Genomic DNA, 14546 nt, shown 5'->3' with positions numbered 1-14546 from the left:
CGGGCGACCTGGGCGTCGAATACGCGGAAGCTGGCCCGGCCCAGGGTCCGGTGGCCATCCTGCTGCACGGCTGGCCGTATGACATCCACGCCTTTGTTGACGTCGCGCCACGCCTGGCGGCGGCCGGCTACCGGGTGATCGTGCCCTATTTGCGTGGTTATGGCGGAACGCGCTTTTTATCGGCAGACAGCCTGCGCAATGGCCAACAAGCGGCCGTCGCCCAGGACATCATTGCGCTGATGGACGCGCTGGGCATACGCCAGGCGGTGCTGGGCGCTTTCGACTGGGGTGCACGCACGGCCTGCATCATGGCCGCCATCTGGCCGGAACGTGTGGCCGGCTTGGTGTCTGTCAGCGGCTACCTGATCGGCAATCCCCAGGCCACTGCCAAACCACTGCCGCCTGCGGCCGAGTTCGCCTGGTGGTACCAGTCCTACTTCGCAACCGACCGCGGCCGCGATGCTTATGCCGCCAACCCCGCGGCCTTCAACCGCTTCATCTGGCAGCAGGCCTCGCCAAAGTGGCAGTTCGACGAGGCCACCTACCAACGCAGCGCTCAGTCGTTCGAGAACCCCGACCATGCGGCCATCGTGGTCCACAACTACCGCTGGCGCATAGGCCTGGTCGAAGGCGAAGCCCGCTTCAACGCGCTGGAAGCGCGGCTGGTGGCCGCACCCAACATCGGCGTGCCCAGCATCACCATGGAAGATGACGCCAATGGCGCGCCCCATCCTGCGCCTGCCGCCTACGCCAGAAAATTCACGGGCAAATACCAGCACCGCGACCTGAACGGCGGCATTGGCCACAACCTGCCGCAAGAAGCCCCGGCGGCCTTTGCGCAGGCGGTGATCGACGTCACGCGGCTCTAAGCCCTCCGCCCGATTCAAACACTTGCTGGAGACGCCATGGCCCTCTATATCGTTGCCTTCCTCGCGGGCATGCTGAGCTTGCTCAGCCCCTGCATCCTGCCGGTCCTGCCCTTTGTGTTTGCGCACCATGACCGCCCGTTCCGGCAAGCTCACCTGCCGCTGCTGGTGGGCATGGCGATCACGTTCGCGGCCATGGCGTCCTTGGGCGCGGTCGCGGGAGCATGGGCCGCGCAGCTGAATCAGATCGGCCGCGGCGTGGCACTGGTCATGCTCGCACTGTTCGCGGGCTCGCTTTTGCTTCCCGGTCTGGCGACCTGGTGGAGCCGCCCTCTGGTGCGCGCCGGTGAGTGGCTGCTGCGCTTCGAGACCCGCACCCCCTGGCTGAGCTCGGTGTTGCTGGGGGTGGCCACCGGCCTGATCTGGTCGCCCTGCGCGGGTCCGGTACTGGGCGTGGTTCTGGCCAGCGCAGCCCTCGCTGGCCCTAGCGTCAACAGCTCCCTGCTACTGCTGTCCTATGCTGGCGGTGCCACCGTGGCGCTGTGGGCGGCATTGCGGCTGAGCGCCAGGTCTCTGGCGGCATTGAAGGCCAAGCTGCTGCCTGGTGTTGTGGGTCGCCGCGTCGCCGGAGCCTTCATGCTCGCAAGCGTCGTGGCCGTGGCCACAGGTCTGGACAGCAGCGTGCTGGCCAACATCACCGGCCAGGCTGGCGCAGGCGTTGAAGCCGGCCTGTTGCAACGCGTCATGCCGCAGGCCAAAGCTGCGGAGCTTGGTCTCAGCCGCGAAGCCCGGCCACAGGACAACGATGGCGCGCCCAGACCTAGCCAGTTGCCCATCGAATCCAACCACGTCAGCCTGGAGGGCGGCACACAGTGGTTGAATACGGCAGCAGCAGCCAGTCCTGCGCTGCGCGGCAAAGTGGTGTTGGTGAATTTCTGGACCTACTCCTGTGTCAACTGCCTTCGCACCCTGCCCTACGTCAAAGCCTGGGCGCAAAAATATGCCGACCGTGGCCTTGTGGTTGTGGGCGTGCACACCCCCGAGTTCGCCTTCGAGAAAAACACCGACAACGTCAAAAGGGCCTTACAGGACCTGAAGATCAGCTACCCCGTTGTGCTGGACAACAACTTCCGCATCTGGCGCGCTTTCAACAACCAGTATTGGCCCGCACTCTATTTCGTCGATTCGCAGGGCCGCGTGCGGCACCACCAGTTCGGCGAGGGCGGGTACGCTGCCGCCGAACGTGTGATCGAAGACTTGTTGCGCGAAGCCGGTGCACCGGCCGCCCAGGGCGTGCCAGCCAACTTCGCACCAGACACCCAGGGCCTTGGCCTGGCGGCCGATACCAACACGCTGCGCAGTCCGGAAATCTACCTCGGTTACGAAAAAGGCAGTGGCTTGAGCGTCACCGGCCGGGCGACGCCCGACAAGCCGGCCAACGACACACCCGCAGCGCTGCAACTCAACACCTGGTCGCTCACGGGCAACTGGACACAGAAACCGGAATTCGTCGAGGCCCAACAGGCGGGCAACAGCCTGGCGCTGCGCTTCCAAGCCCGCGACGCAAACCTGGTGCTGGGAACGGCATCCGGCCAAGCGCTGCGGTTTCACCTGACGCTGGATGGCCAGCCTCCCGGATCACATCACGGCACGGACGTGGACGCCGATGGCTACGGAGTGCTGGATGCCACCCGCCTCTACCAACTGGTGCGCCAGAGTGCGGTCGTGAAGGCGCGCACGGTGCAGATCCAGTTCCTCGATCCCGGGGCAAGGGCATACGCCTTTACCTTCGGATAACCTCGCGTTAGGGGCAAGTCTTGCATCTAGGCCCAAGCTGCCGCTACGTCGAACATGTAGCGTGCGCTTTTGCGAATGACTGGCGACCACATCGGGAGCTAAATGCGGTTAGGCTTCAGCCGGTCCAAACGACTTCCAGCCGGAAACCAAGGACGCGCGAAGGCAGAAGTCTGCCGCTACTCTCATCTCAAACCGTTAGCTTTATGGAAAATCAAATGCACAAAGGTGGCTGCTTATGCGGGGCAGTGAAGTATGAAATCACGGGTTCGCTTGGCCCCGGTGTTTATTGCCACTGCTCGCGCTGCCGAAAGGCCAATGGCTCGGCTTTTGCAGCCGTTGCTGCAGTAGCGGCCTCGGACTTTCACATCATCAAGGGACAGGAATCACTGCGCAGCTACAGAACGGATTCGGGAGTTCAGCGTGTGTTTTGCAGCATTTGTGGGTCGCCAATCATAGGCAAGCGCGACAACACACCCGAAGCGGTTCGGGTGCGCATAGGCACCCTGGATACGCCGTTAGAGACAAAAGTTTCGGCGCATATCTTCGTCGGTTCGAAGGCCGAGTGGTACGAGATTTCTGACCAAACTCCTCAACATGATGAACGCCCTTAATGGGCGAGGTCACAACCGCCACCCTTGCGGAAGACATGCCTGGCTAAGCCCAAACCCAGCCCCCATTGAGGCGGCTTTTGCCTTCGCACAGCACACGCCTATGTCCTGGCAGTCTCAGACCGAGAGAGGCTGGGCAGTGTTTCGTCCTGCCGTAGTTTGTTTCCTGGATGGGAAGCCGCTGGCATGCCACTGATTTCGATCTCTGCCGCGGCGTCAATGTCATTGCCTCCGCCTAGGACGGTCAACAGAACGGCGGCGGCGAGCAAGGAGGCGATATTCAGAGTTAGTTTCAACATGGTATTTCCCGACAGGTGGTTCTTTGCCTCAAGTGTCGTAGGCTTGCATAATCTTTCACGGAACTACTTCACACGGGCAACAATCAGTTTCAATTGATCACAGACTTTTTTTCACGATTGAGTTACTAACTTTGTAACCAACCACTTTTGCGTTGAGCATGCGCTGGCGGCGTGGATGCCGGGGGATGGCCTCGGTGGCCCTTGCGAACGGCTTCTTTTTCAACCCCGACATACCAATTGAACGCTGGCTTACGGGACGAACAGCACACGGCCTGCAAGAGTTCCGCAAAAACCTTGAAGCCCAAGTGGCTAGAAATAAGCGCTATCGCAGCGCCACAAACAATACGGCGTTCAGCAGCGCAAAGCCACATGTTGTGGCGCCCGCCTTCAGCAGGACCAAGGGCACGTCGCGGGCTGCATCACCATGCCCCGGAGTTTCCAGACCCAAGCCAATCAACCTTGCCCACAGGCTGCTGCCGTCAGCGCAAGCGCTCTTGGACAGGCCACATTCCTTCTTGTCGATAGCTGTCATCACGACCTCTCGTTGTCGATTGCCATGGCTGCCATGGTCGCTCCAAAGCGCCGGCGAAACGTGACTCAACTGTCAACTCTGCACTCATCTATGGCCAGGTTGCTGCGAGGCATGCCCATGGCATCGAATTCGACCAGGACGAGGAAGCGCTGCATTGGAGTTCTTCAACCTGCTGAACATTGTTTTGCAGTTAAACCCTACGCATGCATAACAACAGGCCTTGAGCAAGCGGTTGGCGAAGCCAGGTATCCCTGCAGGTATCGGTGCAGAAATCGGTGGCGGCAAAATTTTTGATGGCAACGCACTTTCGGCTGCAGAACAGCGAACGGCGTCTTTGGTCCCAGGTATGCGCCCCTTTGCGCGCCCATTCGTCTCCAGTACCGCCTCCCACGATCCGCTCGTGCAATCAGGCCTGGACTTGGCTGGCCATAGCCGTGACGTAGGCTACCCTAGCCCCGCAACAGTGATTCTTGCCGGTCGTCCCAATTCATGGCATAAGCTGCATTCCGATTTGATCCGATTAAGGTGAAGCAACCATGTGTGATCTGAATGACCAGGAAGAACTCAACAAGTACACCCGCCGTGACTTCGGCGCGTGGGCGGCATCTGCCGGTCTGCTGACGGTGTTGCCCAGTGTGGCCAACGCGGCAGCCGTGACCGAGCGCGAGGTGAGCATCACCACGCCGGACGGCGTCTGCGATGCCTACTATGTCGCCCCCGCCTCGGGCTCGGCCCCCGGCGTGCTGGTGTGGCCGGATGTGTTTGGCCTGCGCCCGGCCTTCCGGCAGATGGGCAAGCGGCTGGCCGAATCGGGCTACAGCGTGCTGGTGGTAAACCCTTTCTACCGCCAGAAGAAGGCGCCCACCGCTGCGCAGGGCGGCCAGACGCCGATCGCCGAAGTGATGCCGCTGATGCAGGCCCTGACACCAGCCATGCACCTGAGCGACGGCAAGACCTTTGTGGCCTGGCTCGACGCCCAGGCCGAGGTCGACAAGACGAAAAAACTGGGTACTACGGGTTATTGCATGGGCGGGCCGATTGCGGTGCGCACGGCCACAGTCGCGCCAGACCGCGTGGGTGCGGTCGGTACCTTCCATGGCGCCGCCATGGTGACGGCAGCACCCGACAGCCCGCACAAGCTGGTAGGCCAGACCAAGGCGCGTTATCTGATTGCGATTGCCGAGAACGACGACACCAAACAGCCCGAGGACAAAAACACGCTGCGCAGCGCACTCGAGAGCGCGAAGCTGGGCGCCGAAGTGGAGGTCTACCCCGCAGCCCACGGCTGGTGCCCGCCCGACACACGGGTCTACGACGCGGCCCAGTCTGAGCGCGCCTGGACGCGCCTGCTGGCGACACTCAGCAGCGGCTTGGCCTGATCCTCGCCATTCACTGCTGAGCCCGACCGGGTGCTGCGGCACCCGGGCATTGCGGGCGATCTCGATTTGGCGTGCGGCCCATCGTCGGAAGATGACAAGACGCCCTCAGGCTGGCGCTCACCGCTCAACCTCACAGGAGTGAAGATATGTCCTACATCGATGGTTTCGTGATCGCCGTTCCCAGCGCCAACAAGCAGAAATTTATCGAGCATGCGCGCAAGCTCGACCCGATCTTCCTTGAGCTTGGCGCCATCCGTGTGATCGAAGGCTGGGGCGACGACGTCCCCGATGGCAAGGTCACCGATTTCCGGCGTGCAGTGCAGGCCACGGCCGAAGAGACCGTGGCATTTTCATGGGTTGAATGGCCGGACAAGGCCACACGCGACGCCGCCATGAAGAAGATGATGGAAGACCCGCGCATGGATCCGTCCGCCCCCGGCAACCCGCCCATGCCTTTCGACGGTAAACGCATGATCTTCGGCGGCTTCGAACAAGTGGTCGAAGTGAAGGCTTGAGCGGCGGGACGCAGCGTCCCTGGGCGCCCGCCTACCAGTTCACCTCGCGCTCCGGTGTGGAGCCTATGCGGTGGATGGACAGATCGGCGCCCTCGAACTCTTCCTCCTGCGACAAACGCAGGCCCATCACCTTGCGCAGCGTGCCGTAGACCACAAGCCCCCCGACCAGCGCCCAGGCCACACCGAGCAGCGTGCCGGCCAGTTGGGCCCAGAAACTCACGCCGCCCATGCCGCCCAGCGCCTGGTGGCCAAAGATGCCTGCGGCTATGCCACCCCAGGCGCCGCACAGGCCGTGCAAGGGCCACACGCCCAACACGTCGTCAATTTGCCAGCGGTTCTGCGTCAGCGTGAACATCTGCACGAAGATCACCGCCGCCACCGCGCCCACCAGCAGCGCGGCCAGCGGATGCATGATGTCCGACCCGGCGCAGACGGCCACCAACCCGGCCAGCGGACCGTTGTGCACAAAGCCCGGGTCATTACGGCCCAGTGCCAGCGCGGCCAGCGTGCCGCCGGCCATGGCCATCAGCGAATTCACGGCCACCAGGCCCGAGAGTTTGTCCAGCGTCTGCGCGCTCATCACGTTGAAGCCGAACCAGCCAACAATCAGTATCCAGGCGCCCAGCGCGAGGAAGGGAATATTCGACGGCGGATGGGCCGATACCGCGCCGTCCTTGCGGTAGCGGTTGCGTCGCGCCCCCAGCAGCAGCACGGCCGGCAGTGCCAGCCAGCCGCCCATGGCATGCACCACCACGGAGCCGGCAAAGTCGTGGAACTCCGCCCCGGTCCAGCGCAGCAGCGCGGCCTGCACACCCAGTTGCTGGTTCCAGGCCACACCCTCGAAGGCGGGATAAATCAGGCCCACGATCACCGCCGTGGCGATGAGTTGCGGACCGAAACGCGCGCGCTCGGCAATGCCGCCGGAGATGATGGCCGGGATGGCCGCCGCAAAGGTCAGCAGAAAGAAGAACTTCACCAGCCCGTAGCCGTGGAACTGCGCCAGCTCCTGGGCGCCGACCAGAAAGTGTGCGCCATAGGCCACGCCATAGCCGACCAGGAAATACACCACCGTCGACACCGACAGGTCGGCCAGAATCTTGACCAGCGCATTCACCTGGTTCTTCTTGCGCACCGTGCCCAGTTCGAGAAAGGCAAAGCCCGCATGCATGGCCAGCACCAGAATGCCGCCGAGAAGTATGAATAGCGCGTCTGCGCCCTGTTTTAGTGCATCCATGGTCAAAGTCGAGAATCAGTAAGCCTTGTCTTGGTGCGACGCACGGAATATGTGCTTGTCGCACCAAAGACAAGCAAAAACCAAGCCGACTGTGAATAGGGCGCTGCTTCTTAGTGATTTTCGCGTCGTCGTGGTGCGTGACGCACCACCAGGCGACATGGCGACGAAGAAGGAAATGCCTTCTAGGTCTAAGCCTGGTGGTGCCCTTCATAATCCAGACCTTCCCCCGCTTTCGAGATGCCGACCTTTCATCATGGATAAATTCTTGCTGCAGCAGCAGGTGCTGGAACGGCTCGCCGAAGACCTGCTGCAAGCCGAACAGGCCGTGAGGGAGGCGCATGAAACGGCGACGCACGAAGAAAACATCGCCGAAAACAAATACGACACATTGGGACTCGAAGCTGCCTACTTGGCCACCGGCCAGGCGCGGCGCGCCGAAGGCATCCGCCAGGCCATGGCCCATTGGCGCCAATTCCGCCCGCGCCCCTACGACCCCAGCAAAGGCATACAGCTGGGCGCGCTGGTCTGCCTGGTCGATTCCGACGACCAGCAGCAACTACTCTTTCTCGGGCCGGATGGGGGCAGCATGAAATTGCTCTGCGGCACTCAACTCGTGCAGGTCATCAGCAGCGAAGCGCCTTTGGGCAGGGCCATGCTGGGCAAATGTGAGGGTGATGAGGTGTGGATACAGGTCGCTCCGATCCGGCAGCAGTTTGAAGTGCTGCGAGTTCATTAAGCCGCAAGCACGCCACCGTCGAACTGGCCGAGGTCAATAAACGTGCCTGGAGCCTAGACTTCTGCTGGCCAGCAGCCGTCATTCGAAGCGGTTCCCTATCTCATTGCTTCTATCTCATTGCTTATTACCAAGCTGCCTGGCTCATAAGAGGCGACCTAAGGCGACCGGCTGCACGTCGCACATGCCTGACTCGTCTCAACCTGTACGACAGTGCTGTGCATGTTGGGAGAACTCTGAGGACCGCCTAAGCCAGCCCTGGCGAGCTTCCTCATTCACGGCGTGTATCAGCCAACAATTCACAAAAAATATTTCTGTCGAATACCCTTGACCTTGCCATTGCGGCAAGGTTTACCATTTCTTCGGACGTCGGTTATCGTCTTTTCCAAAGTCTCTAAAAAGCTCATCGTGAACCGCTGGCGTATCTTCTTCCTGCTACTTCTTGCTTTGCTGCTCCCGATTCGCGGCGCGCTGGCGGCGGCAATGCTTTGCGGTGTTTCTTCTCCAAGCGGCTTGACTGAACTCTCCGTTGGTGATGGCACTATTGGCCATGAGGAAATGACCGTCAACATGGAACATTCCCATGGCGCCGGCGGCCACGAGCATGAGTCGACGAAAGACGTAAGTGACGCCGACCTTCATGGTTGGCAAGACCACGGTGCAACGAGCAAGTGCAATATGTGCTCCGCATTTTGCGGGCTGACCCTTCTGGTGAGCAACGCGCCCGCACTTAACGAGCCATTAGACCTCGCTCAAGTCAAACACAGCGACCCCGCCGCCTTGTCGCCGAGCCACATCTCGGACGGGCAAGAGCGCCCTCCACGAACCATCTGACCCATTTCGACCTCCACGGGAGGTCTGAAGGGGCTCGTGCGTCCGCATTGCGGTCGATGCGAGCGTCTCCTGTGTCGGCTATGCCGACCCAATGGTTCACATGGACTTCAACAATGACAAAACGATTCCTGCGGCTAGTGCCCGCTGCGGCACTGTGCATACCGTGGGTTGCAACAGCCCTGGCCGGGCGCAGCGACCCGGCCGCCCCTGACGCACCTTACCCGGCGCTGGCCTATCAATCCGCTTTCGCTGATTACAAGCCATGGCAAGAAATGAAGGCGGGTGATTGGCGAACGGTCAACGACACCGTTCGCGAGGCCGGTCTAAAAACAAGTGGCCACGCTGCTGGACAGGCTGCGCCAACGCCCCCTTCCAAAGGTGCCATAGAACCGAGCTCGGCCATGCCCGCCACATCGCCGCATGGCGCCCATCCAATGCGCGGAGGTCAACAATGAAGCGTATCACCGTCGTTGCCGTGGCCGCGCTCACGCTGGCGGGGTGTGCCTCGTTCTCTCCGGATGGTGGTTCCGCCCGGGTGGCCGAGATGACACGAGAAAGAGTTGGACAAAAGCCGGTCTATCAACGGACTGAAAACCAAATCGATAACGCTCGAACCCGCGTCTCTGAACTGGTAAGGCAACCGCTGACGTCGGATAGCGCCGTAGAACTCGCTTTCCTGAACAACCGAGGCCTGCAGGCCAGTTTTAGCGAACTCGGTATTGCCGAGGCGGAGCTGGTTCGCGCCGGTCGCCTTAGAAATCCGACATTCAGTTTTGGTCGCCTGCGCGAAGCTGGTGGCATCGTCGAAATCGACCGTGCTGTCATGTTCGACATCTTGGGCCTGTTGACGCTGCCTATCGCATCCGACATCGAGCAGCGTCGTTTCGCCCAGGTCCAACTGCAAGTGGCCCATGAGGCTGTTGGCCTGGCGGCAGAAACACGAAAAGCCTTTTTCAGCGCCGTCGCCGCACAAGAGTTGGTGACCTACTACCTACAGGTGAAAGAGGCTGCAGACGCGTCCAATGAACTCGCACGCCGGATGGTCCGGGCAGGCAATTTCAACAAGCTCGCCCAGATGCGCGAGCAGGCTTTTTATGCCGACGCCACATCTCAACTGGCCCGCGCTCAGTACCTAGCGGTGGTTGCGCGCGAGAGGCTGAGCAGATTGCTCGGCTTGTCGGGCACTCAGACGTTCATGTTGCCCGACAGACTGCCGGAACTTCCCCAGCAGCCCATAGAGCCGAAGGACGCAGAGCAGACGGCGCTGCTCACGCGCCTTGACGTGCAAATGGCCAAACGTGCGACGGAACACACAGCCAAGTCGCTAGGCCTGACCAAAACCACAAGCCTCATCAATGTCCTGGAAGTCGGCTACCAGAACAAAAGTGTGAGTGGTGAACCTCGCGCCAACGGCTACGAAATCGAATTGGCGCTGCCACTGTTCGATTTTGGTGCGACGAGAGTGGCGCGCGCCGAGGCGACCTACATGCAGGCCGTGCATCGCACGGCCCAAGTCGCAATCGATGCACGCTCTGAGGTTCGCGAATCCTACGCAGCCTACCGCACCAGCTTCGACTTGGCCAGGCACTACCGTGACGAAGTCGTTCCGCTGAGAAAACGCATCTCTGAAGAAAACCTTCTGCGCTACAACGGGATGCTCATCGGTGTCTTCGAGCTGTTGGCCGATTCTCGTGACCAGGTCACCAGCGTCACCGGCTACCTCGAAGCACTGCGTGACTTCTGGGTGGCGCAGACCAACCTGCAAACAGCGCTGACGGGACGCTCTCCCGGCACTGGCAGCGCCATGTCCTCATCCTCATCGGCTGGCTCGTCCGCATCAAGCGGCGGTCACTGAAAGAAATCAATGTCCAATAGACGTCAATTTTTTAGAGCAGCAGGTGCTGCGGCTTTGGGCGCGACGGCCGTGAGCCGCGTAGGTGCGGCTTCATTGCCTGAGGCGGTTTACCAAACGTCCTCCACCATGCAGGCCCCACTTGTGCCACCCAATGGCCGGCCCTACAACCCTGTGGCCACACTCAATGGCTGGACGCTTCCCTGGCGCATGCAGAACGGCATCAAGGAATTTCACCTGGTTGCCGAACCCGTTGTGCGCGAGTTTGCACCCGGCATGAAGGCCCATTTGTGGGGCTACAACGGCTCCAGCCCGGGCCCCACGATTGAGGCCGTCGAAGGCGACCGCGTCCGCATCTTCGTCACCAACAAGCTGCCCGAACACACCACGGTCCACTGGCACGGCATCTTGCTCCCGTCGGGTATGGATGGTGTCGGGGGGATGACCCAACCGCACATTCCACCTGGCAAAACCTTCGTCTACGAATTCACGTTGCTGCGCTCCGGCACCCACATGTACCACCCGCACGCCGATGAGATGACGCAGATGGCGATGGGCATGATGGGCATGTTCATCATCCATCCCAAAGACCGGCGCCAAATGCAGGTCGACCGGGACTTTGTGTTCCTGCTGGCTGCGTACGACATCGAGCCGGGCGCCGCCACCCCGAAGACGTCGGAAATGACCGACTTCAACCTCTGGACATGGAACAGCCGCGTCTTCCCGGGCATTGACCCACTGGTCGCCCGCTCCGGAGACAGGGTGCGGGTGCGGGTCGGCAACCTGACCATGACCAATCACCCCATCCACATGCACGGTCCCCACTTCGTGGTCACGGGAACCGATGGCGGGTGGGTCCCTCCGTCAGCGCGGTGGCCCGAAGTCACGACCGATATCGCGGTGGGACAAATGCGTGCTTTCGAGTTTGATGCGTTGGCCGGCGATTGGGCCATCCACTGCCACAAGTCCCATCACACGATGAATGCCATGGGGCACGATGTACCCAACATGATTGGTGTCGACCATCGTGGCGTGGCCGAACGCATCTCCAAGCTTGTCCCTGACTACATGGTGATGGGTGACAAGGGGATGGCGGACATGGGCGCTATGGAAATGCCCCTGCCAGATAACACTTTGCCGATGATGACGGGCATGGGCCCTTTTGGGCCACTTGAGATGGGCGGCATGTTCAGTGTTGTCAAAGTCCGTGACGACGTGAAGTCCGGCGACTACAGCGACCCTGGCTGGTTCAAGCACCCGCAAGGCACCGTCGCATATGAGTATTCCGGCCAGGCCACACCACCGACGCGGGTGCCCAGCGCGAAACCCGACAAAGCCACCCTCAACGTCCGCAAGCCAACCGGCGGGCATAACCATTAACCAAGGAGTTCAATTCCATGAATACCAAATCTTCCATCCTGGCACTTGCGGCGGCCATCGCAGCCTCGGGTGTCTTTGCACACGGCAGTGAAGACCATGCGGCAAAGCCTCGAAAATTCGATGCCACCAAGGTCGAGGACACGGCTTTTGGTCGTGAGGGTGACCCAGCCAAGGCGACTCGAACCATTCGCCTCGACATGGCCGACTCCATGCGGTTTACGCCAGCAGACATTACCGTCAAGCGCGGAGAGACCGTCAAAATTGTGGCCAGCAACAAAGGGCAGGTGCTCCATGAGATGGTCATCGGCACGCCGGACGAGCTGAAAAAGCACGCGGAGATGATGAGAAAGTTCCCGGAAATGGAGCACGCCGAGCCGTACATGGCACACGTGAAGCCAGGAGCCAGCGGAGAGGTTGTCTGGCAGTTCACCAAGGCAGGTGAGTTTCAGTTCGCCTGCCTCATCCCGGGCCACTTTGAAGCCGGCATGGTCGGCAAGGTGACGGTCAAATGAAGCGCCGGCAACTTCTCTCGGCCGCCTGCATCGCAGGAACCAGCCTGTCGCCGCGAGCCAAACCATCCTTGCCGCAGATACATGTCTACAAGAATGCAGGATGCGCTTGCTGCGCGGCTTGGGTCGACCACTTGAAGGCTGCTGGCTTTGCCACCAAGGTGACCGAGGTGGTCAACACGACTGACACACGCAAGCAATATGGGTTGCCGGAAAAGTTTGGCAGCTGTCATACCGCCCTGGTCAACGGGTATTTGGTGGAAGGACACGTACCCGCCGCCGAGGTCAAACGTCTTTTAGCTTTGAAGCCCACGGCAATTGGCATCGCGGTGCCTGGCATGCCCATAGGCTCACCCGGCATGGAGGTCGATGACCGCCAGGAATCTTACGAGGTACTGCTCATCGACAAGCGCGGTGGTGCAACCGTCTTTGCTCGCTACCCCCAACCCTCTAGGACCATGCCATGACACTTCCCCAAATCCTTGCTGCCGCTGCGATGGCTGTCGTCCTTGCTTCACATGCGCAAACAACGCCGGGGAGCGAGCCAACCCCATCCACAGGCTCGACAACAACTGTCAACGAGCCACTGAGCGACGGCGAGGTCCGCAAAATCGACCTGGACCAGGGCAAGATAACGCTTCGGCACGGCCCGCTTCAAAACTTAGACATGCCAGCGATGACCATGGTGTTCAAAACAGCTGACGCAAAATTATTGTTGGGCATCAACGAAGGCGACAAAGTCAAATTCACGGCAGAGAAGCTCAACGGTGCATTCACCATCACCGCGATAAGAGTTGCCAGATAAAGACCGGGCGAAGCCATCTTCTTTGCGAGCTGAAAGCCTATAGCTTTGGGATTTAACTCGGGCGGAAAGCCAGCTCAGGCTGCGCCTCTATGCAATTGACAAACAAGTGATGTCACTTGACTCAGCTGTTTCGCTGACGTGACGTGTCTTAAAGAATCAAGTTCTGCTTAACAGTAAAAATTGAACAACGGCTTTGGAGCAGCCTGTACCGGCGCTTGCGGCCCTTCTGAGACATTTCTCCAACACCTAAGCAGTCACTGCCCGCGTAAGTCTGGGGACGTCATCCAAAAGAAGCCACGCCCGCAATCGCATCCCGCAACCTAGGCGCGGCAAAGTCCAGAAACCTCCGCATCTTCAGCGGCATCTGGCCGCGCGAAGCGTGTACCAGGCTCACGGGTGAGGGCTCGGGCTCGTAGGCCTGCAAAATGGTTTTCAGTTTGCCGCGCTGGAGTGCATCAACCACCTGGTAATGCATCAGGCGCGCCACGCCCACGGACAGGCCGGCCGCGTCTACCGCTGCTTCTGTCGTGGTCACGGCCAGGCGCGGCTGCAGGTGCACGTCAACGGCGGCGCCGGATTCTGGATGGCGAAAGCGCCAGGTGGATGAGGTCTGCAAGACATCAACCGTTACACACGGAAAACGCAGCAGATCCGCAGGTTCCAACGGCTCACCCAATGCTGCCAGCAACGCGGGACTCGCACAGCTTACCAAGCGCATGCTGCCGACGGCCGTGGCGACCATGGCGCTGTCGGGCAGCCGGCCGATGCGCACGGCCATGTCGACGTGGTCGTCAACCAGGTTGACGTTGCGGTCGGCCAGCACCAGGCGCACATGGATTTCGGGGAACGCTGCCAAAAACTCGGCGACCACGGGCAACACGTGTAAGCGGCCGAGCATCAGGGGCGCGGTGATCACTAACTCACCCTTGGGCACGGTGAATTCACCAGCGGCCGTGCGCTCGGCCTCTTCCACCTGCTCTAGGATGCGGCGGGCCGAGGCGAGGTAGGTCACGCCGGCATCGGTCAGGGTGAGCTTGCGTGTGGTGCGGATCAACAAACGCGCACCGAGCCGGGCTTCGAGGTCGGTGATTTTGCGGCTGAGTGTGGCCAGCGGCACCTGCAGGGCGCGCGCCGCAGCGGAAAGGCTGCCCGCCTCGGTAACCGTCACCAGCATCGCCATGGCTTCCAAACGGTCCATAGGCC

Annotated in this window: 15 protein-coding genes; 12 read left to right on the top strand and 3 right to left on the bottom strand. The window is 61.0% G+C overall.

The genetic code is table 11. From position 1 onward, the window contains the following. The 3 genes from ACFQ95_RS24165 to ACFQ95_RS24155 form a co-directional block, all read left to right on the top strand. Nucleotides 1–869 (top strand): alpha/beta fold hydrolase (locus ACFQ95_RS24165; protein ID WP_422835231.1); only part of this gene is annotated, 869 nt, incomplete at its 5' end. A gap of 36 nt (nucleotides 870–905) precedes the next feature. Beyond that, nucleotides 906–2663: a cytochrome c biogenesis protein DipZ gene (locus ACFQ95_RS24160; RefSeq protein ID WP_422835229.1), complete on the top strand. Its 1758-nt coding sequence runs from the start codon at nucleotides 906–908 to the stop codon at nucleotides 2661–2663. A 203-nt stretch (nucleotides 2664–2866) separates the two neighbouring features. Next, nucleotides 2867–3274 carry a GFA family protein gene (locus tag ACFQ95_RS24155; protein WP_422835227.1) on the top strand — a complete coding sequence of 136 codons (408 nt, stop codon included), beginning with the start codon at nucleotides 2867–2869 and terminating at the stop codon, nucleotides 3272–3274. A 618-nt stretch (nucleotides 3275–3892) separates the two neighbouring features. Here the strand turns inward: ACFQ95_RS24155 and ACFQ95_RS24150 are convergent. Further along, nucleotides 3893–4102 carry a hypothetical protein gene (locus tag ACFQ95_RS24150; protein ID WP_422835225.1) on the bottom strand — a complete coding sequence of 70 codons (210 nt, stop codon included), beginning with the start codon at nucleotides 4100–4102 and terminating at the stop codon, nucleotides 3893–3895. Between the two features lie 536 nt (nucleotides 4103–4638). Here ACFQ95_RS24150 and ACFQ95_RS24145 point away from each other — a divergent pair. Then, nucleotides 4639–5481: a dienelactone hydrolase family protein gene (locus tag ACFQ95_RS24145; RefSeq protein ID WP_422835223.1), complete on the top strand. Its 843-nt coding sequence runs from the start codon at nucleotides 4639–4641 to the stop codon at nucleotides 5479–5481. 146 nt (nucleotides 5482–5627) lie between these two features. Next, nucleotides 5628–5996: a DUF1428 domain-containing protein gene (locus tag ACFQ95_RS24140; RefSeq protein WP_422835221.1), complete on the top strand. Its 369-nt coding sequence runs from the start codon at nucleotides 5628–5630 to the stop codon at nucleotides 5994–5996. Nucleotides 5997–6027: 31 nt separating this feature from the next. Here the strand turns inward: ACFQ95_RS24140 and ACFQ95_RS24135 are convergent, their stop codons facing one another. Continuing rightward, a complete protein-coding gene (locus ACFQ95_RS24135; RefSeq protein WP_422835219.1) occupies nucleotides 6028–7230 on the bottom strand; it encodes an ammonium transporter in 1203 nt (400 codons plus the stop codon). A gap of 253 nt (nucleotides 7231–7483) precedes the next feature. Between ACFQ95_RS24135 and ACFQ95_RS24130 the strand changes: the two genes are divergently transcribed. The 7 genes from ACFQ95_RS24130 (at nucleotide 7484) to ACFQ95_RS24100 (ending at nucleotide 13343) form a co-directional block, all read left to right on the top strand. Next, nucleotides 7484–7966 carry a GreA/GreB family elongation factor gene (locus ACFQ95_RS24130; RefSeq protein WP_422835217.1) on the top strand — a complete coding sequence of 161 codons (483 nt, stop codon included), beginning with the start codon at nucleotides 7484–7486 and terminating at the stop codon, nucleotides 7964–7966. Nucleotides 7967–8290: 324 nt separating this feature from the next. Further along, a complete protein-coding gene (locus tag ACFQ95_RS24125) occupies nucleotides 8291–8797 on the top strand; it encodes a hypothetical protein (protein WP_422835215.1) in 507 nt (168 codons plus the stop codon). Nucleotides 8798–9248: 451 nt separating this feature from the next. Further along, nucleotides 9249–10652 carry a TolC family protein gene (locus ACFQ95_RS24120; RefSeq protein WP_422835213.1) on the top strand — a complete coding sequence of 468 codons (1404 nt, stop codon included), beginning with the start codon at nucleotides 9249–9251 and terminating at the stop codon, nucleotides 10650–10652. Nucleotides 10653–10661: 9 nt separating this feature from the next. After that, entirely contained in the window at nucleotides 10662–12029 is a 1368-nt protein-coding gene (locus tag ACFQ95_RS24115) for a multicopper oxidase family protein (protein WP_422835211.1), read from the top strand. Nucleotides 12030–12046: 17 nt separating this feature from the next. After that, nucleotides 12047–12541, top strand: a complete 495-nt coding sequence (locus tag ACFQ95_RS24110; RefSeq protein ID WP_422835209.1) for a cupredoxin domain-containing protein — start codon at nucleotides 12047–12049, stop codon at nucleotides 12539–12541. Further along, nucleotides 12538–13005 carry a DUF411 domain-containing protein gene (locus ACFQ95_RS24105; RefSeq protein WP_422835207.1) on the top strand — a complete coding sequence of 156 codons (468 nt, stop codon included), beginning with the start codon at nucleotides 12538–12540 and terminating at the stop codon, nucleotides 13003–13005. The genes ACFQ95_RS24110 and ACFQ95_RS24105 overlap by 4 nt, the downstream gene beginning before the upstream one ends. Next, the gene (locus tag ACFQ95_RS24100; RefSeq protein ID WP_422835205.1) at nucleotides 13002–13343 is read left to right on the top strand and encodes a copper-binding protein; all 342 of its coding nucleotides are present in this window, start codon (nucleotides 13002–13004) and stop codon (nucleotides 13341–13343) included. Before ACFQ95_RS24105 ends, ACFQ95_RS24100 begins: the two co-directional genes overlap by 4 nt. Before the next feature lie 280 nt (nucleotides 13344–13623). On the opposite strand, the gene ACFQ95_RS24095 is transcribed toward ACFQ95_RS24100, so the two are convergent. After that, nucleotides 13624–14541, bottom strand: a complete 918-nt coding sequence (locus tag ACFQ95_RS24095) for a LysR substrate-binding domain-containing protein (RefSeq protein WP_422835204.1) — start codon at nucleotides 14539–14541, stop codon at nucleotides 13624–13626. Nucleotides 14542–14546: the final 5 nt, after the last annotated feature.

Source organism: Variovorax sp. HJSM1_2, assembly GCF_049316285.1.
Taxonomy (GTDB): Bacteria; Pseudomonadota; Gammaproteobacteria; order Burkholderiales; family Burkholderiaceae_C; genus Rhodoferax_B.
The sequence above is the reverse complement of the archived record's forward strand: the minus strand, read 5'-3'. Positions and strand labels throughout refer to the sequence as shown.